The 20,634-nt window shown below is 40.4% G+C and carries 23 protein-coding genes; 11 read left to right on the forward strand and 12 right to left on the reverse strand.

The annotated features are described in order from the left end of the window. Positions 1 to 3 precede the first annotated feature (3 nt). The 6 genes from EHQ58_RS03120 to thiE all read left to right on the forward strand — a co-directional run bounded on the left by EHQ58_RS03120 (position 4) and on the right by thiE (position 6,311). A complete protein-coding gene (locus EHQ58_RS03120) occupies positions 4 to 3,246 on the forward strand; it encodes a SpiroCoCo family coiled-coil protein (RefSeq protein ID WP_135621888.1) in 3,243 nt (1,080 codons plus the stop codon). Positions 3,247 to 3,263: 17 nt separating this feature from the next. Further along, entirely contained in the window at positions 3,264 to 3,467 is a 204-nt protein-coding gene (locus tag EHQ58_RS03125; RefSeq protein ID WP_135621891.1) for a hypothetical protein, read from the forward strand. Positions 3,468 to 3,473: 6 nt separating this feature from the next. Continuing rightward, positions 3,474 to 4,229, forward strand: a complete 756-nt coding sequence (gene map, locus EHQ58_RS03130) for a type I methionyl aminopeptidase (protein WP_135621892.1) — start codon at positions 3,474 to 3,476, stop codon at positions 4,227 to 4,229. A gap of 237 nt (positions 4,230 to 4,466) precedes the next feature. Beyond that, complete coding sequence (locus EHQ58_RS03135) at positions 4,467 to 4,862, forward strand: response regulator (RefSeq protein ID WP_135621894.1); 396 nt, start codon at positions 4,467 to 4,469, stop codon at positions 4,860 to 4,862. A gap of 23 nt (positions 4,863 to 4,885) precedes the next feature. Next, positions 4,886 to 5,686, forward strand: a complete 801-nt coding sequence (thiM, locus tag EHQ58_RS03140; RefSeq protein WP_135621897.1) for a hydroxyethylthiazole kinase — start codon at positions 4,886 to 4,888, stop codon at positions 5,684 to 5,686. Next, positions 5,655 to 6,311 (forward strand): thiamine phosphate synthase, encoded by a 657-nt coding sequence (thiE, locus tag EHQ58_RS03145; RefSeq protein WP_135621899.1) that lies wholly within the window; start codon positions 5,655 to 5,657, stop codon positions 6,309 to 6,311. The genes thiM and thiE overlap by 32 nt, the downstream gene beginning before the upstream one ends. Here thiE and queG read toward each other — a convergent pair. Then, positions 6,291 to 7,271 carry a tRNA epoxyqueuosine(34) reductase QueG gene (gene queG / locus EHQ58_RS03150; protein WP_135621901.1) on the reverse strand — a complete coding sequence of 327 codons (981 nt, stop codon included), beginning with the start codon at positions 7,269 to 7,271 and terminating at the stop codon, positions 6,291 to 6,293. The genes thiE and queG overlap by 21 nt on opposite strands. Positions 7,272 to 7,284: 13 nt before the next feature. Here queG and EHQ58_RS03155 point away from each other — a divergent pair, with 13 nt between their 5' ends. Continuing rightward, positions 7,285 to 7,665, forward strand: coding sequence for an LIC_11502 family protein (locus tag EHQ58_RS03155; RefSeq protein WP_135621903.1), 381 nt, complete (start codon positions 7,285 to 7,287; stop codon positions 7,663 to 7,665). Between the two features lie 119 nt (positions 7,666 to 7,784). Next, on the forward strand, positions 7,785 to 8,171 hold the full coding sequence (locus EHQ58_RS03160) for a hypothetical protein (RefSeq protein ID WP_135621905.1): 387 nt from the start codon (positions 7,785 to 7,787) through the stop codon (positions 8,169 to 8,171). Here the strand turns inward: EHQ58_RS03160 and EHQ58_RS03165 are convergent, their stop codons facing one another. The 5 genes from EHQ58_RS03165 to EHQ58_RS03185 all read right to left on the reverse strand — a co-directional run bounded on the left by EHQ58_RS03165 (position 8,172) and on the right by EHQ58_RS03185 (position 13,967). After that, a complete protein-coding gene (locus EHQ58_RS03165) occupies positions 8,172 to 8,570 on the reverse strand; it encodes an acyl-CoA thioesterase (protein WP_135621907.1) in 399 nt (132 codons plus the stop codon). A 6-nt stretch (positions 8,571 to 8,576) separates the two neighbouring features. Then, positions 8,577 to 9,035 carry a DUF1499 domain-containing protein gene (locus tag EHQ58_RS03170; protein ID WP_135621909.1) on the reverse strand — a complete coding sequence of 153 codons (459 nt, stop codon included), beginning with the start codon at positions 9,033 to 9,035 and terminating at the stop codon, positions 8,577 to 8,579. 38 nt (positions 9,036 to 9,073) lie between these two features. Then, positions 9,074 to 10,060 (reverse strand): patatin-like phospholipase family protein, encoded by a 987-nt coding sequence (locus EHQ58_RS03175; RefSeq protein WP_135621911.1) that lies wholly within the window; start codon positions 10,058 to 10,060, stop codon positions 9,074 to 9,076. A 78-nt stretch (positions 10,061 to 10,138) separates the two neighbouring features. Next, positions 10,139 to 13,453 carry an HAD-IC family P-type ATPase gene (locus EHQ58_RS03180; protein ID WP_135621913.1) on the reverse strand — a complete coding sequence of 1,105 codons (3,315 nt, stop codon included), beginning with the start codon at positions 13,451 to 13,453 and terminating at the stop codon, positions 10,139 to 10,141. Positions 13,454 to 13,460: 7 nt separating this feature from the next. Then, positions 13,461 to 13,967 (reverse strand): DUF1993 domain-containing protein, encoded by a 507-nt coding sequence (locus tag EHQ58_RS03185; RefSeq protein ID WP_135621915.1) that lies wholly within the window; start codon positions 13,965 to 13,967, stop codon positions 13,461 to 13,463. Positions 13,968 to 14,085: 118 nt separating this feature from the next. Between EHQ58_RS03185 and EHQ58_RS03190 the strand changes: the two genes are divergently transcribed. The 3 genes from EHQ58_RS03190 to EHQ58_RS03200 all read left to right on the forward strand — a co-directional run bounded on the left by EHQ58_RS03190 (position 14,086) and on the right by EHQ58_RS03200 (position 15,612). After that, positions 14,086 to 14,481 carry an FKBP-type peptidyl-prolyl cis-trans isomerase gene (locus EHQ58_RS03190; RefSeq protein WP_135621917.1) on the forward strand — a complete coding sequence of 132 codons (396 nt, stop codon included), beginning with the start codon at positions 14,086 to 14,088 and terminating at the stop codon, positions 14,479 to 14,481. A 128-nt stretch (positions 14,482 to 14,609) separates the two neighbouring features. Then, a complete protein-coding gene (locus EHQ58_RS03195; protein WP_135621919.1) occupies positions 14,610 to 14,900 on the forward strand; it encodes an STAS domain-containing protein in 291 nt (96 codons plus the stop codon). Positions 14,901 to 14,991: 91 nt separating this feature from the next. After that, positions 14,992 to 15,612 (forward strand): YceI family protein, encoded by a 621-nt coding sequence (locus EHQ58_RS03200; protein WP_135621921.1) that lies wholly within the window; start codon positions 14,992 to 14,994, stop codon positions 15,610 to 15,612. 56 nt (positions 15,613 to 15,668) lie between these two features. Here the strand turns inward: EHQ58_RS03200 and EHQ58_RS03205 are convergent, their stop codons facing one another. From EHQ58_RS03205 to EHQ58_RS03230, 6 genes are all read right to left on the reverse strand, one after another. Beyond that, positions 15,669 to 16,094 carry a hypothetical protein gene (locus tag EHQ58_RS03205; RefSeq protein ID WP_135621924.1) on the reverse strand — a complete coding sequence of 142 codons (426 nt, stop codon included), beginning with the start codon at positions 16,092 to 16,094 and terminating at the stop codon, positions 15,669 to 15,671. A 12-nt stretch (positions 16,095 to 16,106) separates the two neighbouring features. Then, positions 16,107 to 16,778: a lysophospholipid acyltransferase family protein gene (locus tag EHQ58_RS03210; RefSeq protein ID WP_135621927.1), complete on the reverse strand. Its 672-nt coding sequence runs from the start codon at positions 16,776 to 16,778 to the stop codon at positions 16,107 to 16,109. 88 nt (positions 16,779 to 16,866) lie between these two features. Next, on the reverse strand, positions 16,867 to 17,592 hold the full coding sequence (locus EHQ58_RS03215; RefSeq protein WP_135621929.1) for an SCO family protein: 726 nt from the start codon (positions 17,590 to 17,592) through the stop codon (positions 16,867 to 16,869). Further along, the gene (locus EHQ58_RS03220) at positions 17,589 to 18,161 is read right to left on the reverse strand and encodes a toxin-antitoxin system YwqK family antitoxin (RefSeq protein ID WP_246047081.1); all 573 of its coding nucleotides are present in this window, start codon (positions 18,159 to 18,161) and stop codon (positions 17,589 to 17,591) included. Before EHQ58_RS03220 ends, EHQ58_RS03215 begins: the two co-directional genes overlap by 4 nt. Positions 18,162 to 18,186: 25 nt before the next feature. Beyond that, positions 18,187 to 19,059, reverse strand: a complete 873-nt coding sequence (locus tag EHQ58_RS03225; protein WP_135621931.1) for a YHYH protein — start codon at positions 19,057 to 19,059, stop codon at positions 18,187 to 18,189. A 315-nt stretch (positions 19,060 to 19,374) separates the two neighbouring features. Next, entirely contained in the window at positions 19,375 to 20,541 is a 1,167-nt protein-coding gene (locus EHQ58_RS03230; protein ID WP_135621933.1) for an acyl-CoA dehydrogenase family protein, read from the reverse strand. Between the last annotated feature and the right edge of the window lie 93 nt (positions 20,542 to 20,634).

Consider the following 20,634-nt stretch of genomic DNA (forward strand, 5'->3'; position numbering starts at 1 on the left):
AGAATGGGCTTAGAGATCATATTACTCCCCTTTTTAGCAAGCATTGCAGTGACCATTGGCCTTCGGCGTTTGGACAAATCGAATGCTAAGCTCTCCCAATTGAAACGTTATGCGTCAAAATTGACCGATGAAATTCATAATTCAGCCCTCCAAAAAATCCAGTCTGTAAAAGATGCAGGGATAGATTTAGACATCCTAGTCAAACAATCTCGAAAGGTGGCAGAAGAGATTCAGTCGCTCAGCGGAGAGTCTCGAGAACTGTTTGAAAAAATTAGATCTAGCAAGGAATACCTATCCTCTCTTTCTGGAGAATTAGAACAAGTATCATACCTAGCAACAGAGGTTAGACGAGAAACTTCGGCAATGGAATCTGGCTTAAATCAAATTCAATCCCACAAACGGGAATTAGAATTGGTATCTGATGACATGGAACGACTACATGAAGAGAGTACGACCCTACTCGAATCTTTCCAGATCAGGCTGAACCAAAGATCCGATGAAATTTTACAATCTGTTGCTCATAAAATGGTCGAATTGGAAGGATTGCTGGATACAAAATCAGATTCTTTAGACCAATCGATCGAACACATTGCACGCCAAGCGAAAGAAAAATTATTATCTCATGCTGACGTTATGGTCTCTGAGACCACAGGTCGTCTTGACCAAGCCAGGAAAGAAATGGATTCCCTTTTTGATTCCATGCGTTCGGCGCAAGGGGAGATTGATCTAAAACTAACCAAATTTGAAGATACCTCTTCATTACTCTCGGATAAGGTTGATAAATTTGATGAAAAAATTGAGGACAAATACCTTCGTACCTCACAAAAGTTAGACGAAAAAGTAGCTGTTCTGGAACGCAAAATCCAAGAAAGATTTGATAGCATTTTCGAGCAAGTCAGCCATACAAAAGATTCCTTTATGAAAGGCTTGAACCAAGAAACAGAATCTATCAAACGCGAAATCGAAGATATGTCTCTTGAAACATTAACGAAACGTGATGAGATTATAAATGAAACAAGAAGACAAGCAGATCAAATCAACCAAACCATCATCAATTTCCAAGAAAAATATCTAGAAGCAGAGAACAAACTTCTCAGGCAAGCTGACACCCGTAAGCAAGAATTAATTCGCGAAATAGAAGCATTTAGCGATGAATTTCATAGAATTTCTGAAGAACTTAGAGAAGAAGCATCCACCCTAAAGAAGAGTGCCTTACAAGAGTTAAAGGATTATGATAAAGATTTAGATGAAGTGCGTACGAGCCAAGAAACACAAATCAAATCGTCTTTGCTCCATTTAAAAGCTGAATTAGAAGAAAAAATTAGAAGTAGTTTCAAAGATACCGAACAAGAATTAAAATCGGAAATCCAGTCCTTAGAAACACAGATCGAGTCCCTCGGTGAAAGCGTTTCAAGCCATACGAAAGATGTTGATGAATATGTAGATGAACTAAAAGGGGCACTCAGAGAAACAGCGGCTGAAATCTTTGAAACTGCAGAACAAAAAGCAAAATCCTCCGAAGAGATCATCTCAGAAAAGATTCGTATCGCCAATACGAACTTAGAACAATTCGTTTTAAAATGGGAAGATCAGCTCAGCCATCTCAGAGAAGACCAGACCGATTCTATCGAGCAGCTGCAGGACAGGCTAAAAGAAATTCATATTGAAGGGAAAGATTTACTTTCTCAGTTCCAAGTGGAATCGAAAAAGGCGGTCGAATCCTTGGAAGAAAAGGCAAATCACAAGGCCAAAGAAATTATCGCCAAGATTGAAGAAGAATCTAGATTTGCGCATAGCGAAGTGGAACGCATTCTTAGGACATTAGAGGATTCCGGAAATGCATTCTTTACTTCACAAGAAGAGAAAATGGATCGCCTCAATGAAACCATTGACTCAAAAATTTCCCACCAACTAACGAAACTCTTAGATAAAGGGAACATCCAACTAGGACAGCTTGAGGAAAAGATTACGACTCATTTGCACTCAGTCCGTAAAAATTTAGAAGAGAGCATTAAGCGTTCCAAAGAAGATTCAAAACGACAAATTGAAACATACCAAAAAGATTATGAAAAATCTTTTAAAGAAATCGCAAAAGACAGCCAGGATTTTCTAAAGGATACGCAATCACAGTTCCTAGAAATCAAATCAGACATTGAAACTACTCTCTCAGAACTAAAGGAAGTTCGAGAAGAGACCGTTACAGAATTCCGCTCTGAAATTGAGTCTATGAGTGAAGTGATCACTGACTTAAAAGAAGATCTAGATGAAGTGAAAGAACACACCGATCTCTTTGTTAGCGCAAAATTGATTGCCGAACAATCTGAACGTGCCGTTTCCGAAATCAAAAAAGCACTCGAAGAACTGGACCAAGAGAAACCGACTTTAGATATTTATAAAGAGGCAATTGCAACTTTCTTAAATCTCCAGTTGCAGATTGAATCGGAACTCAGAAAACTTGAAGAGACGGAATTTAAATCAGGTGATATTGACAAACAAGTAGAGATCTTAGCATCAAATCTAAACTATGTAACCGAAAAGATTTCCTTCTTCCAGGAAGTTTTACCAGAGATCGATGGCATCGAAAAAAGAATGCAGGTCATTTCTACAGAACAATCTAAAATCGAAACGTTCCTATCCTCTTTGGATGAGTCGCAGGAATCTGTGCTGCAATTAGCAGACAACTTAGAAAACCAAAAGCAAAATACACGGGAAGTCCAAGCTCGTCTGGATGTGATGGACCGGGAAATCGGAGTGGTCGAATCCCGCGAGCGTGAGCTGGCGGAAACCATTCGGATTGCGGAAAACAAAACCGCGTTTCTAGTGGAAAGGTCTTCGCAGATGGATTCGGTCGAAAGGAAATTCGACAAAATCGAAGAGCTTATGGGTGACCTTTCCGATAGGCACAAACAGATACTAACGCTCCAGAAGCGTCTGGAAGAACTAAAAGAAACATCTACAGAAACCAGAGACGATTTAGAATCCTTACTAGGGGAAGCAGACGAAACCTTTGAGAAACTTTCCCAGTTTCTAGACATCGTCCAAGGTTCGATGACGGCTCCTGCAGTTTCTGGCAAGAATGGGACTGGATCAGGCCAAAAATCGTCGCAAAATCCGCTGATTGAACGAAAAAAGGCGACGATTTTGAGTCTTTTTGACAATTACCAGTGGAGTGCCGAGGCAATTAGCGAAAAATTAAATATTGAAAAATCCCTAGTGGATACGATCCTCGGAGCAAGAAAGAAATAAAACCCTCCGAGGAAACCATGTCAGAAGACCAAAACGAATCTACGTCGAAAGAAACACTCATTGTTGCATCAAAAGTAAAGGCTTACATCAAATCGAAAGGATTTATGACAGCTGGTGATGCGATTGAAGGCTTAAATGAAGAAGTATACCGCCTCATTGACAAAGCTCTCGAAAGAACAGCTTCCAATAAAAGAACTACAGCAAGATCGACAGACTTTTAGTCCTTCGTGATTTACATTAAGAACAAAACAGAAATCGATAAGATGAGAAAGGCGGGTGCCTTTGCAGCCAAACTTCTCAATTACCTGGCTCCTTACGTAAAAGTGGGAGCGAGTACCTTAGAGCTCAACGATATAGCTGAAGATTTCACAAAGAAAAACGGGCATCGTTCGGCGCCCTTAGGCTATAAAGGCTTTCCGAAATCCATTTGTTCCTCCATCAACCAAGTAGTCTGCCACGGCATCCCAAAACTCGAGGATGTTCTCAAAGAAGGTGATATCATCAACTTAGATGTATCACCCATCGTGGACGGCTACATTGGAGATACATCTCGTACTTTCCTTGTCGGGGAAACGGATCCGCTGGTAAAAAAACTTGTGGATGATACAGAAAAATCCATGTGGATCGGTATCGAGCAGGTAAAACCAGGGAACCGTGTGGATGAAATTGGAAATGCCATTGATGATTTTTTAACACCCAAAGGATATGGGATTGTTCGAGACCTGATGGGACATGGGGTCGGTCGAAACTTCCATGAAGAGCCGCAAATCCCTCACTTTCGAATGAATCGAAAGCTCGCAAAAATGGAAGCGGGCATGATCTTTACTGTCGAACCCATGGTCAATTTAGGAACTTGGGAAGTTCTTTTTGACAAACAGGACAAATGGACGGTTCGCACCAAAGATGGAAAGTGGTCTGCCCAATTTGAGCACACCATCCTTGTGACAGACAAAGGTTACGAAATCCTCACCCAAGAAAATTAAGAATGTTCTTTTTCTAAACTAATTTCCTGCTAATTCATCCGTCTAATAAAATAGCAAAAGTGAGGCTCCTATGAACCGTATCTATCTTTCTCTCTTCGTTTTGTCTTTCTCCACAGCAAGTTACGCCACTGCCCTATGTCCAGGCAAAGAAAAGCGTGCCGAGTTTTGTCCTGGCAAGGAAAAACGCTCCCTAAGCTGTCCCAACGACGGAAAGTAATTTAGAAATTTCGATTTCCTATGTCCAAGGTAATCCTCTTCGTAGATGATGAACAAATCATCCTCATGAGTCTGAAATCTCAGCTCAAAAAACATTTCGGAAACGAATACCGTTACGAAACTGCTCAGAATACGGAAGAGGCTTGGTCCATCATAGAAGAGTTAGCTGATGAAAACTCGAATATTGTGATAATCGTCTGCGACTGGTTGATGCCTAACCAGCGAGGAGATGAGTTTTTGAGAGATGTTCATAGAAACCATCCTAGTATCAAAAAAATCATCATTTCCGGACACATTGATGAAAATTCACTGAACCAGCTGAAAGGGGAAGTGAATCTTCACGGTTTTTTAAATAAACCATGGTCTGAGGCTGATTTAATTAAAAAAATAGAAGACGCTATTACTAAAATTGCCTAAGTTCCAAATTGGAAGTTTAGGAAATGTCTACACATACTGATATCGTCATTGAAGATCTCTCACTCGTAAGAAACAAATCACCTCTCGTTCATAATATTACAAATTACGTTGTCATGAACAATACAGCGAACGCCTTGTTAGCTGTAGGTGCATCACCAATCATGGCACACGCACCAGAAGAAGTCGAAGAAATGATCCAAATCTCCGGCGTTCTTGTAATCAACATTGGAACTCTCTCTGCACCTTGGGTAGCTTCTATGGAAAAAGCGATGCGCAAAGCCAAGGCACTTGGTAAACCTATCGTCCTCGATCCCGTGGGCGCTGGTGCCAGTGCTTTTAGAAATGAAACCCTCAAAAGGTTGCTAGATGCGTCCGCTCCCTCAATCGTCCGCGGAAATGCCTCTGAAATCCTTGCGACACTCTCATCCTCAGGAAAGACAAAAGGTGTTGATGCGACCGATTCTTCCGAATCGGCAGTAGATACTGGTAAAAAGTTAGCAGCATATACTGGTGGCACGGTCGTAATCTCAGGACCTACTGATTTTATCCTCAGTCACAACAAAACATACAAAGTAATGAATGGTGATCCCATGATGACGAAAGTCACAGGGCTTGGTTGCACAGCCACTGCACTTAACGGAGCGTTTGCGGCAGTGCAGAGTGATTATGCAAGAGCTGCATTTTCCTCAATGGTCGTAATGGGTATTGCAGGAGAGATGGCCAAAAAAAAATCTCCTGGTCCAGGAAGCTTTCAATTGCATTTTTTAGACGCTCTCTATGCGATGAATGAAGATGACATCAAGAGCCATATCAAAACCGAATAAGAATTTTTCACCGTCTGGTCTGTACCTTGTGACAGACCGTGACCTGTGCACCCACCATTCCTTAAAATCTGTAATCGAAGCCTCTGTCCGCGGGGGAGTGAGCATAGTCCAACTCCGTGAAAAATCTTGTTCAACGAAAGAGTTTATCGAACTTGCTCTCGAAGTTAAAAATTTATTAAAATATACGAATGTACCTCTTCTTATCAATGATCGCATTGATGTTGCCTTGGCTGTCGAAGCAGATGGAGTCCATCTAGGTCAAAACGATATGCCCTCTGAGCTTGCCAGAAAAATTCTTGGAGAAAACGCCATCATTGGTCTTTCAATTGAAAATTTTGATCAAGTAAACAAGATTCAAATGGCAGCTAATCTTAACTATATTGGTGTTTCGCCTATCTTCGAAACGACGACAAAAACAGACACTAAAGGTGCATTCGGAATTCAAGGTCTTAGTAAAATTCGAAAGATGACAAGCCTTCCATTGGTTGCCATCGGCGGCATCAATGAAGCCAATGCTCAGAGTGTCATTGCGGCTGGCGCTGATTCACTGGCAGTCGTCTCTTACCTCTGCTCCTCCAAAAATCCTGAAGAGAGTGCGAAACATTTACTTAGCTTCTTTTATTGATTGGTCTCCCCTTTTTTCTCTTAATTTTTTAACATTTCGATTCCAAGCATCTACCCCAATCCTGTAAATACTAGTTTGTTTAAAATGATGCCGAAAATCTTCCTCACTCATTTCCAGATCTAACGACCCTGACACTTTGGCAAAAATTCCTTTCGGAAGTAATTCTTGACTTTTGGTCTCAATTTGATTCCGTTTCGCCTTAGTTTGGTTCCATGGACATACCTCCTGGCAAATATCGCATCCGTATTGCCAACCGAAGAGTTCCACGCCAGTCTCAAAAATGGGGTCCCGGTCTTCAATGGTATGGTGCGAGATACACAAGCTGGCATCCAATTGGTATGGGGCTGTTAATGCACCTGTCGGACAGGCATCGAGGCAAGAAGTGCACGAACCACAATGGTCCGTCGGCACCGGTTCCACAACCAACCAGGGACAATCTGTAAGAATTGTGGATATAAAAAAATAGGAACCTAACTCGGAATGAATGACATTTGTATTTTTTCCCATCCAGCCGATGCCGGCTTTGACAGCAAAAACCTTCTCCATAATCGGAAGCGTATCCACTGATTGACGAAAGTAATTTTTGGGAAATGCTTGGCGTAAATACCTTAGAATGGGTTCGGCTTTTTTTCTAAGGACTTCATGGTAGTCCTCACCTAAGGCATAACGGGACACTTTGGAATCCAGAGTTTCTAAGGTGGATTCCCCCCATTCCGAGCGATAGACCATGCCTAAGCAAATCATGGAGGCTGGTTTGAAACCTAGATGTCGAAAATCAGTTCGAATTTCCATGCTTTGTTCTTTTGGGAACCAAGTCATCTTTCCAAATTTTTGATCCCTCACCCAACTGAGGAGGTACTCTCGATGGAAGTCAGGTAGGATTGGTTTTGCAAAGCCAACTAGGTCAAAACCTGAGTCAATACAAAGCTGTTTAATGATTTCAGGCTGAAATGCATCCACTAGGTTTACCTAAATGAATGAGAAATCAGAAGAGTTAGTTTTCAACGACAATTTTCTAATTTTGACTGAAGGCAAGAACGTTGAGAAAATACAAAATATATATCAAAAGGCGCGTCTTAACATTTCCTCCCAATCAGGTCTTCCAACGAATTTAAGAATCGGTATCCAAGTCGCTCTTTTAAAATCCATCATCACACTTCTCGACCTAGGTTTAAATCCACTTGGTTCGGAAATCGTTCCAGAATACCAAACTCTGATGACTGAAATCATAGAAGTCTATGTAAAACTTCAACCACCAAACGAATCCAATTGGTTAATGGAATGCGTGCAATACGGGGATAAAAAAGCTTACCATTGGGACTGGAAACATTTTGGTTCAAAGGAGCTATTCTAAAGGGTTAGGTGACAATAAACAGCGGATAGGAGAAGAAATACGAACATTTTGTCCTTTTAATCACCTCTCCAAATTTTATTTCTTGAATCTTCTTCGCATATCTTATGATAGCTAGTCATATGAAAACCAATATCGCTTATTTGAATTTAATATCTGGTCAGAATCCTCTAAGACTTACTACCTTTTCGATCGCAAAGCGGAACTCACTGCAACTTTATGCAAAAATTGAAAAATATGGAGATATTTCTGCTTACCTCGACTATCTAATTGAAAAATATTCTTATCGTATCTATCATGAATTTAAAAATGTTCCGCTCGGAGTCAACCCTCCCTTCAATCATTTTCAGGGGGAAAAACTGGTCTTCAAATGTAAAGTTTACGAATCTACCTTATCTGAACTCATGGAACTAGCAGCCTACGCTGCGTTAAGTAAAGGAAGTCTATTTCAGTTATTGATTGCCTGGGACATAACACCGCCAAAACCGTGTCAGAGAATGGCAGCCTAACTAAGAACGCGATTCCGCGTTTAAATACTCTCGGAATTGTATTGGTATCTCCTTTTTTTTGCCCTGTCTATAATCAAAGTAGACCTGCACTGTCTTTGCTCGGGCATGCGAAATTTTTCTGGCTTCATTCCAGATATCATAGCCAAAATCCCATGAGGTAGTTCCGATTCTAGAAACCCAAATCAAAACTTCAATTTCATCTCCCGGAACTATCGAGCTGATCAAATCCATTTCCACTCTTGCCAAAACAAAAGGAATATCCTCTAAAGTTTCGATCTTTAAATATTTCCTACAAAATTCTAATCTTGCGATTTCTAAATATGCAGAATAACTTGCATTATTAACCCGTTTCATCGGGTCCATATCATTGAAGCGAATCTGAATCGGAACTTGAATCATATTTAGTTAATTTGTCTCAAGATTCTCTTCCTTCAACTCAATATCCCTTCGGATGAGTGCGATTCGTATCCGATTGGCAAAAACATCCCAAAGTCCAAAAATGGATTGGGACCTAACTTGTATGATTTTTTCTTCTGGCTCAAAATAAAATTCTACTTTATCTGGAAAACGAAAGACTTTTGTAAAGTAAACTAGGCGAATGTATTCGTTTTCTTTTTTTTCAGAAACATATACGTTTTCCATCCCATCGAATTTGTTTGCTAAAAAATGATACGTCGCTTCTTTAGAATCTTTATAAACAATCGGTTCCACTTTGTGGATATAATTGAACCTCCAACTTTCACTGGAAATGCAATTGGGTGTTGGTGGACAGCCATGCAATTCACCATCATCCACACCTGTTCCCGGCCCTAAAAAGCTACCACAACATAAAAGAAAGACACCTAGTAAATATTCTGTTCCCACATATGTTTGACTCGTATCATATCATCATTCATAACATTTTACTTTCGTTTTGATTTAGAACGAAGTGGCTTCTTGTTCGGAGTTTGCCGCTTTGCTCTGCTTTGCACCGTTCCTTTCAAAGTTTTCTGACTTCCTAAAAAAAAGTCTTTGAGGAAGGCTGCCGCCTCCTCTCCTTTTTGTGTTCCTAATTGTACGGTTTCAAACAATCGATTTCGTACAGTCGTCGTTAGACTCACTGGCAACGGAACATCAGGTGCTATGGTATGTATATGGATTCCATTCGGCGGCTTTTTGGCGATGATACGCGCATGATTGAAATTATGATGGTGCCATCTTCTCATCATCTTTGCAATTTTCCAATTTCTAGGAAAGGCAAAGAGACCAGTGACGAGGCTGAGTGGCTTCGAAATGTGGGCAACTGGCGAGTTCATAACTACGATGATTTCTTTATAACCAGCTTCAATCAAATCTTGGATTGGCAATGGATTCAAAAGAGCGGCATCCGAGTATAATCTACCAGCTAACCATTGCTTGCCCCGTGTAGCAATAGGCAAGGAAGTAGCCGCCTTCAGAAGCTCAAAAATATTTGTCGAGGTTGCTTTGACGTATTCTATACTATGCGAGTGCAGATTGCTCACAGCGATTCTAAATTCGGGAAACCCTTTTTTACCTAAAAACTCAGATTCCAATCTAACTTTCTTTCGAAAAATGAAATCGATGAGGTACTCTTGGTCTAAAAAGGTTTTACCTCGAAACGGATGAAGCAGTGATATGAGTTGTCTACCCGACAATTCCTTGTACCATACGCTCAGAGCCCTTTCACTTTTGATTGGTTCCGGATTTTTCATGGTTACATAATATGCGGCTGAACAAGCGCCAGAGGAAACTCCGACTACTAGGTCAAAATTTTGTGGACCTAAATACTGGTTTAAACTGTGGAGCACCCCTCCAGAGAAAGCTCCTTTCATCCCTCCGCCCTCAACCAGTAGGGCTCTTTTGGTTCCTTTCGCTAACGGTAATTTCAATACTCCACACCTCTTATACTGTATGAATCAAATTTAATGCATAAGTTGCAAAATCACTTAATTTTTAAGAATAAATTTCTAACCTAAAAAATCCAAACTCTTACCCTTTCGGCGGAAGTATTTTTTGGTCTCTTCAAAAATAAGTAATAAAAACGTACCATGAAAAGCAAATACATAGACATCCCAGGGTACGGGTTTAAAGAAATACAAATTACTTAAATCGGTATAAATGAATAAAAATACCAACACCAACTCAAACAAAATACCAGCTAACACTAGCTTATTTGAAAACATATTCGCAAAAAATGGAATTTTCTGGGAAATATACTGCATTGGTTTCCATTTAATTGAATCAAGCATTGCCATTCGAACCTGATTCGGTAAAAAACTTTTTGAAAATATGGATTCTCGCCAGGATCTTTTAGAGATCACATTTGCAATTTGCACGGTAACCGTAGGAAAGAAAAAAGCAGTCAGAGATTGTAAATAGATAGAATCTGCTTGGAACATATTTAATCCCGCTGGCGATTGGGGAATGACGCCGCCTGCAACCGTGACAACGAAATAATACCAAGTGGCAAAACAGGAAATGCAAAGAATGGAACCTTGTACAAGATAAGACCTGAGTATAAAACCAATGGATAACAACTTTTCCCCTTTCTTTCGAGGAGGTCGTAACATGATGCCTCGTTCTGGAGATTCGACGCCTAGTCCCATGGCAGGAACTAAATCAGTTCCTACATCAACAGCCAGGACACCCATAACAGTCATTAGCAAAGGGAAACCTGGGAATAAAACCCATAATAAAAAGGGAATTAATTCTTGCGGATTGGAATTGAGAACATAGGCCGAGAACCTTCGAATATTTTCAAATACAGCCCTACCCTCTTCGATGGCAGAAACGATTGAAGAAAAATTATCGTCGGTAAGAATCATGCGGGATGCTTCCTTGGCAACATCTGTTCCGCGAAGTCCCATCGCAATTCCAATGTCAGCTTTTTTTAAAGCAGGGCCATCATTGACACCATCACCTGTTACAGCAACGACTTCACCTAACTCTTTTAACGCAGATACGATACGTAATTTTTGTTCGGGAGAAACCCTTGCAAAAATAGGCTCTCCACTTTTTACTATTTCTTTTAGTTCACTATCGGACAATAATTCAATTTCATTCCCTGTAAAAACTTTTGACTCTAATTTATCTTTTCCGATTCCGATTTGATTTGCGATACTTTTTGCGGTTAGCGGGTGATCACCTGTAACCATCAAGATACGAATGCCTGCGGTATGGCAATCATGTATCGCCTTCGGAACGGTAGGACGAATGGGATCCGCCATTGCCGTAAATCCAAGGTATATTAAATTTGATTCCGTATTTTCAGGTGTAAAATTTCCGTTTGTTTTTAATATCGGATCGATCTCTCCGTAAGCAAATCCCAAAATTCGATAGCCCTTGTTTGCATACGTATTGGCCTCGGAGATAATTTGTGCCCTAATTTGCGCATCAATGAGTTTCGATACTCCTGATTCTAAGTAATGTGTACAGGTAGATAATAATTCATCATGGGCACCCTTCGCATAACAGAACAATCTTTCCTTTTCCTCTTTTACGATCACACTCATTCGTTTTCTAACAGATTCAAAAGGATTTAAATGTACTCGAGATTTTTCAATGGTGAGGTTTGCTCGTTTTCCAAGAACGAGTAATGCTGCCTCCGTAGGATCTCCAATCACATTTAAACCGGACGGAGTTTGTTCAAGCTTTGCATTATTGCATAATAGGGCGCAAGATAACAATCTAGCACGAGCCTCATCTTTGAATAATTCTTGAGGGTCGATTTCTCTGTTTTGTTTTAAGAATTTTCCCTCAGCTGTGTATCCAACTCCCTGACAATCAATCCATTCACTGGAAGAAAAAATGCCTACGACCATCATCAGGTTTTGGGTTAAGGTGCCAGTTTTATCTGAGCAAATTACAGTGGTGCAACCTAAAGTTTCCACGCTGGAAAGATCTTTCACGATCGCATTTCGTTTCGCCATACGAGAAACACCCATGGCGAGTGAAAGGGTGACGGTTGGCAACAGTCCTTCGGGAACATTCGCAACAAAAATACCAATGCAAAAGATAAAGGCTTGGACAAAGGTTAAACCAGCTCCCATCCAACCTAAAAAAAGAAAAGTCACGGCAATTCCGAGAGCGAGCATAGAAATCGCAAATACAGTCGATTTTAATTGTTTTTGAAGCGGACTAGGTTCCGATTGAATTTCTGAAGTCAGGAGTGCAATCTGTCCGATTTCCGTATTCATTCCCGTTCCAAAAACGGCTGCGGTAGATTGGCCTTTGATGAGGGAGGTTCCTGCAAATAAAATATTCGGCATCTCAAGCCATATAAATTTGCCTTCTAAAAGGATTTCCTTATCCGATTTATAGCGTTTAGACGAAGTGGATTCACCTGTTAGTGAGGAATTGTCAATTTCAACTTCGGAAGAATCTACCAAACGACAGTCAGCTGGAACTATATCGCCTTCTTGCAAGACGATTAGATCTCCAGCAACGAGTTCTGTTGCTAAAATCTCTCGCTCTTTTCCTGAGCGGATCACTCGACATTTGTGTGCCATGAGACGTCTCAGTGCTTCAACTGCCTTGTCGGATCTAGATTCCTGTAAAAAAGAAAAAAAGCCATTCAGTAAAACAACAATAAGAATCGCATAACCTAACTGAGGCATGTCGACACCTGGTATAAAACACAATAATGCGGCAACCCAAAGTAAGATGGCAAAAAAGCTGAAAAAGTTTTTCAAAAGCTTATAGTAAAATGGTGTAGATTTGTGACTTTCTATCTGATTTGGGCCAAATTGTCTAAATCTTCTTTTTGCCTCCTCTTCGGAGAGCCCCGCAGCTAAATCCGTCTGTAATTCAAAAGCAAATTGATTGGCCGTTAAATTTTTATAACTTGGTTTCGCTCTCTCCTCACCAGACTTTATGATGAAGATCATCTCATCAATCGATTTGCATAACAAAAGTTCAGATTGAACCTGTGGTAGAAGGGAAGAAATACCCTGCAGTAATCTAAGTTGCAAAGAAGGATTGTTATCTGGTATCACAAGCAAAAGTAGGATATGGATTTTTTCTTTTTCATCCTTGATACCATTCGGAATCACAAAAAGAATTAACTCTGGAGACTTTATCCCATTTACTTTTACATGCGGGATTAAAATTCCATCCTCAAGAGATCCGAAGGGAAGAGAACGATCATGAGCGAGGACTGAACTTACAAAAGTTTGAACTTGCTCTCCTTCTAATTTCGCAATTGCTTTTTGAAATAGAGAGCTACGTGTTTCCTCACTTGTGATGATTTCAAGATTGGACCGCTTTAAATGTTCAAAAATCATAAATCACTTAAATTTTATATGGAAGCTCTCCGAGATAATCTTTTTTTCCAATTTCAAAACCATTTGACCTTAGGATCGCATAAGCGGTCGTTATGTGAAAATAAATATTTGGGATGGCGTGGTTTAGGAGATACTCTTCTCCTGTAAGATATTTTCCTTCCCAACGTGGTTGTGTGATTTTTCGATCAGCAGCTGCGTCAAAATCGATTTGCGAATAAGATTTTAGATATGTAACTACGGATGCAATGCGTTCCTGGATTTCCGAGATCGATGCTTCATTATCTTCGTGTACGGGAGCTTCTTTACCAGCTAACCTAGCAGCGGCAAGTTTTGCCGTATCGCATGCAATTTGAACCTGTCTCAAAAGAGAGAACTGATCGGCTATCAGACGTGTATTTAATAACACCGTAAAATCGACTTTTTTAGCTTCTGCTTGTTTTGCCGTTTTTTCAAGAATTTGTGAGAGATTTGTAAGCGATTTTGAAAATTGTTCAATGACGATTTTGTAAAACATGAGTGACCTTTTTGCTTACATTTTCTCAAAAGATTTTTTATACATCTACAAAATTGAAATGAACCGACAGGAATGGTTCTAAAAGAATGTTATTTACTCTCCTCCTGGAAGGCAGGCTATGAAAAATAAACAAAAATTTCTTTTGATTCTCTTTTTGAGTTTCTTTCTTCTACTCCCTCTTCTGAGCTCAGATAAAGATCTAATCATCCAAGACATCAAAGTTGGGAATGGACAGGTGGCGTATTCTGGATCCAACGTGACCGTACATTATGTCGGAAGATTAAAAAATGGCACAAAATTTGATAGTTCAAGGGATCGGAAGAGGCCCTTTGAATTCAATTTAGGAGCACGGGAAGTGATCCGCGGATGGGATAAGGGGATTGTCGGTATGAAAGAGGGTGGCATCAGAAAACTGACCATCCCTCCCGATATGGCCTATGGTGACAAGGCTACAGGATCCATTCCTGCCAATTCTACACTCATTTTTGAGGTAGAACTCATCAAAGTTTACTGAGGATAGGACCTCGGAGGTACTTTTTACAAAAAAAGATTTAAAAAATACCTCCACTTGCAATAATTCAGAAATGGCATTTTTCAAAATGCCTGAACGCAAAATAAATTTGAAAAAGTTGAAAGTTAAAAATGAAAATTATCGTCAATGAATCCGACCTCACCTATGAGGGCCTATCGGACTTCCACCGCAAAATTACTGAATTGATCGATAAAACCGAAATCGATCTTTTGCTCGATTTTCACAAAATCAGTATGACTCTGGACAGTTCAACGATCGGCGAATTGATGAAATTCCACTCCCTGATGAAGGCAAAGCACCTGACTCTACGACTCATCAACGTTAACAAATTGACCCGCACCGTCTTTCGGCTCAATAAACTTGATTCCATCCTTGCCTTCGAAGATTCGATACCCAGTTGATCGCAGCATTTAGATATAAATTCAGCGAATCTGATAAATTTCTCTTGACGTGAAGTAGTTCAATATTAAACCACTTCATATAGGAGCTTTTATGAAATACACAAACTTATTGCTTTCCGGCATTCTCTCGGGTGCCTTCTTACTTTCGAACTGTAGCCCAAAACCAGCAGAACTTGCTGGCGATGCGTATCCAGTTGCCAAGGCTGAAGGAACTACATATGCCATCAATGCCGAAGGGTCATCTCTCAAGTGGATTGGTGCCAAAGTGAGCATGAAACATACGGGAGCTGTAAAAATCAAGGGCGGAGAGTTTACTGCGAAAGGTGGAAACATCACTTCTGGTAAATTCGTCGTAGATATGCCATCTCTTGAAAATCTAGATTTAGATGGCGCTTGGAAGGCTAAATTAGAAGGCCACTTAAAAAGTGCTGATTTTTTTGACATTGAAAAGTACCCAGAAGCTACCTTCGAAATCGCTTCTGTGACAAAAACGGACAAAGCTTTTGATGTTCGTGGCAACCTTACCATCAAGGGAATTTCAAAAGGGATTTCTTTCCCAGCTGAAATTGCTTTCGAAGGAGAGACTCCCGTATCTGCAAAAGGAACGATTACCATCAACAGACAAAATTGGGGAATCGTTTATCCAGGAATGGCAGACGATTTGATCGCGGACAATGTCCAATTTGATGTAAACTTAGTGACTAAAAAATAAACATTACATTGACAAAGAGAACCTCACCACCATGAATTTGGTTAGGTGAGGTTTTTTTATTCCTTAAAGACCGCAGGATTTGCGTTATTATAACGCTTCCCAATCCCTTCCCACCAGACATCTGAACTAAATGCATTTGCTTCAACGATTGTCCACTTCCCTGCCTGTTTTTGAAAAAGACTTTCTACATGACAACAGTCATAGCCTTCTTCTTCAGAAAGTTCTATCTTTTTACCATCTAGTCGCTTTACATCTCCTTTAAACCAAGCATAATCACCGCTTACTTTAAAATGGTTAACGACAAATTGAACTTCTAGTTTGAATTCATTCTTTAATTTAGCCCGAAGCAAATCTAACATTTCGCCTCGTTCTTTCTGATTGGATTGGTTCTTGCTCTTTAGATTCTGAACGGGAGTCTCTGCAAGGAGACCAACACTTAAAAAGAAGATGACAAATGTGATCGAAAATATTTTGAACTTCATGATATTCTAAATCTATACCGTTGTTTTCTTTTTTGGTTCTGGGGGTGGGAATTTATAAGGCATATTGGTGAGCCTAGCAATCTCTAACATACTCTCATGTAAAAAAGTCTCAGCATCATCTTTTTTGGAGTAAGGTCGCAAATTTCCAAAACGAATCGTCAGTTTCCGTCTCAATAATCCCTTTGTATACTCAAGTCCGACACAAATCGTGTTGATGGGTTCGACTGGCTTACCCGCAATGAACCGAAAACCAGGTGACTTGCCCCTTCCCACTTTGTTTGGATGGCGAGATTGTTCAGGGAAGATAACTAGAAGATTACCGTCATATAACGTTTTCCTGGCAAATAACAACTGTTCTTTACTTTTTTCGGGATTATTTCTATTAACAGGTATTCCCCCTATCTTCAGAAAAAAGCCAAAAAAATATGGCTTTGTTAGGCTGTCCTTTATGATGCACCAGGCGTCCTCCCTGCCCAAATAATCTGCCATAGCAGGGAGGCCGAGTACCATATCGTGGTTACTGCAATGCTTAGAAAGAACGAGAAGTGGCCCAACGGACTTTACATTGTCGGGAACCTCCACGACAATTTTAAACCTGATCGCATATAGATATTTACCGACCAAGTAGAGAATCTTAGAGATAATCTTTGATTTTCCTGGGTGAAGGAGAGTCTCATTTTTCATATTTACTGCAAACTTTTAGCATAGGGAACAAAAGGCGAGTGCGAAAAAGAGGGAAGGAGGGTAACTTTCAACGGAGATTAAGAATCGATCAGCCACCAGTCTTCGGGTTTGTCTCTCTTTCGAGTATCTTTATGTCTTCAATTAAAGTCTTCACAGAGTCACTTTTATTTCCATTATAGACACCTCGAAATGTTAGATCTGGACCAATCAAAAAAATCTGTTCCGAATGCACAAAATCTTGAGTTGGATTTTTTTTGATCGTATTCGTGTCTGCTTGAAAGGTATTTCGAGCTATTTTGAAAATCTCTTCCCGATCGCCAGTTAGGAGGTTCCATTTTGAGGCGAAGATCCCTTTTTGTTCTGCGAATTTGCTCAGCTCCTCGGGGGTGTCAAGATCTGGAGTCACGGAATAGGAAACGATCTGCACGAGGTTGTCTTTGAGATAAGCACTCTGCACGAATTTCAAATTACGGACGATATTGGGGCAAATCCCATGACACCTAGCGAAAAAAAACGAAACGATGGAGATCCTATTTTGAAAATGGCTTTGGTTGATATTTTGTCCTAGCTGGTTCTTAAAGAGAAAAGGATCTACCTTTCGAGCGGCCGTTCTCTCTGAAACCCCTTCTGGCCAATAGGCCTCCAAGTCTTTGCCTCGAAAAAAAGGTAACGTATCATTTCTAGGAGTAGCAAAGAAAGTCAGGGAAGCATCCCGATTGCCCTCGTCTTTGAAATACAATTTGAAAGCAATGAAGGTGGTTCCTAAAACCATAAGAATTAAAATGACGAAGGCAATTTTTAGCAATAATTTCATGGATTGATCACTGTCTTTTTGTTGGTCTCATCACCCTTCAATTTAAAACAAAGTTTCGAACCAACAACACCATACAAGCGTTCTGGAGTGTACGTGTAATTGGCATAAATTTTTCCATCTTTCCTCCAGATTTTCGTTCCAACTGTGATACCTTGGTCGTATCGAGTGTAACGATAAACGTTCCCCTCATCATGCCATTCCCAATGATCACCATGGGCTTGACCCGCGTCATTGTATTCATAGCGGAATCTCGCTTTGCCTGATTCATACCAAGCTCTGTGAATCCCAACATACTTCCCTTGATCGTAAAAATATTCAGCGGCAAGATTGCCGTTGGGGAAAGTATCAAAGGTACGACCATGTTCCAAGCCGTCTTTAAAGTTCGTTAAGCGCACGATTCCATTAGGGTGTATGGCCTTCAAAATTCCGGAAAACTTTTGACCTTTGAAAAAGTAAACGCTTTCGAGGCCGATCGTAAGATTTGGATCATTGTCCATGATGATCTCTTCTGCACAGGACAGAAGGTGAATCATCATGAAAGCCAAGACCATGAGATTTTTGAATCTCATACAGTTCATTCCCAGGCTAGGATAACTAAAGTGATGTTCCTGCCGTTCCTATGTATTTTCCTGAAATCAAAATGCCATTCACTTCGCTACCATTATTTATATGGTAATGACGTGCAGTTCCTGCTGTTTTGTTCGCATTGTAATTACTCGCTTGAGCCCAAGTTGTAGGTACACTTGTTTCGCTGCCAGAGATGATACATTTTGTTGAACTTGATGAGCCGCCTAACGTAAACCCAGTCGTAGGATTTGCTGTTGTGTCATGTTTTTTACCGAATACTAAATATCCGTCCAAGGCAATTCCGACCAATTTGGAATCATTGTTTGTAAGAACGGGTGTCTCTACATGATAATGATAAGCACCCGTATTCGTAGGATGTCCTTGAGAATCATCAAACGTATAGTATTCTGTAGAAAGTGAATCGCCAGGTGCTGCAGCGTCATTATATAGAACGATGCCATTCGTAGCAATGCCCGCAGCTCCGCCAGCAACCGATCCCGCCGTAGTAGTCGTGTTATCTTTTGGAATCGTTAATGTAATGTTTTGAGACTTGATTAAATTTGGGTTAACCGCATTGGTTCCAGAAGTGTTCACATAAAGATTTGATTCATAAAGTGAACTAGTTGATCCCCAGTACGGGCTCTTGTATGTAGGCAGTGAACTTGTTTTAAACACATAATTTGATCCACTCACTGTGACGGTAACACAAGTGAATGTGTTCTTAATCCAATCTGGAACACCTTCTCCAAACGTGGTAGTACATGTTGAAGATGCTGACGAGGAGGAATTCACCAAAGCGAGAAGGGCAATGGCTGAAGTACTATCATCTTTTTTCTCAGACTTACAAAAAATAAGCTGAGTTACCATCAAAAGGGCCAGGAGCAGTGAAAATTTTTTCATACGCTTATAGACGAATTTTTACGAGTTCAGTAAATATTTTTTCTAATAAATCAAAAAAAAATAGAATGATTAAAAAAGAGACAAACTGTATCTTAAATCGTTTCATCCCTGCATGCTTTTGGGAAAATCACTTCCCTTTTGGACTTCAATTTTAGGGGAGATACGAGTATCCTTGGCTCGGTCCTCAAAAATGTTTTTTATCTGAAAAGAACACAACAACCTTGCGTTCCTATAAACATTCGTAGCTCGTAAGACAAAAAAAAACCCCTGCCTTAGCAGAGGTCTTTCATTCGAAATCGCTTGGTTAAAAAAGAATTAATCTTTTTTAGAAGCCGCTTCCTTGATCACATAAGCCGCGATCTCATTTTTTTGGATTTGAGTCGTTCCTTCAAAAATGGTGAGGATTTTTGCGTCTCTCATCAACTTCTCAACAGGATATTCTTTCGTGTATCCGTAGCCACCAAAAATTTGAACGGCATCTGTTGCACACTGCACGGCACATTCAGAAGCGTATGCTTTCGCAATCGCAGAATACTTTGGAAGGTTAGGGTCATTGGCATCAGAAAGACGAGCTGCTTTATAGGTGATCTCTCTAGAGGTTTCTACTTTGATCGCCATGTCAGCTAACATATGCTGTACGGCTTGGAAAGTAGAGATCTTCACACCAAATTGTTCTCTCTCACGTGCATACCTGCCAGCATGGTCAAGAGCTGCTTGCGCTACACCCACTCCCATCACAGCTACGAAAGGTCTAGAAGCATTTAATGTTTGTAGGGCGTAAACAAAACCTAAGTTTTCTTTACCTACCAAGTTTTCTTCCGGTACTTCACAATCTTCAAAAATAACTTGGTGTGTTGAAGAGGCACGGATACCCAGCTTGTCTTCTTTTTTACCAACTGTTAAACCCTTCGTGTCACGAGGGACATAGAAACAAGAAACACCACGTGTTCCTCGGTTTCTATCCGTGTATGCAAAAACAGTAAACGCTTGCGCATCGCCAGCACCAGTGATCCACTGTTTTGCGCCGTTAATGACCCATTTGTTTCCTTTTTTCTCTGCACGAGTCGTCATACCAGGAACATCAGAACCAGCACCTGGCTCAGATAAACAAAACGAAACTCCAAGTTTTCCGTCAGCAACTGGCGGAAGCCATTTCAATTTCTGTTCGTGAGTGGCACCTTTTAACAAAGGTAATATGCCTAGCCCCGTGTAAGCGAATCCGAGAGCGATACCTAGACAGCCTCGCGATAATTCTTCTATGGCAAGGCACTGTTCAATAGCTCCAAGTCCCCATCCACCATATTCTTCTGGAATCACGAGGCCATTTATGCCGAGTTCGGAACGCATTTTATTGATGAGTTCGGTAGGATGTTGGTTTTTTTCGTCCCAGTGTAGTGCTACTTCATGTGGGATTTCTTTTTTTACGAAGTTACGAACTAAATCTCTAATTTCAAGCTGTTGCTCTGTGAATTGGCTGTACATTCCGGGAGGTCCTTTCTAAGAATGGGATAATTACTACCTTTTTCCGTACATTGCTTTTGATGCCAAGGGTTTTTCTGTCTTTACAAAGTCAGA

Source organism: Leptospira ognonensis, from assembly GCF_004770745.1.
Lineage (GTDB): Bacteria > Spirochaetota > Leptospiria > Leptospirales > Leptospiraceae > Leptospira_A > Leptospira_A ognonensis.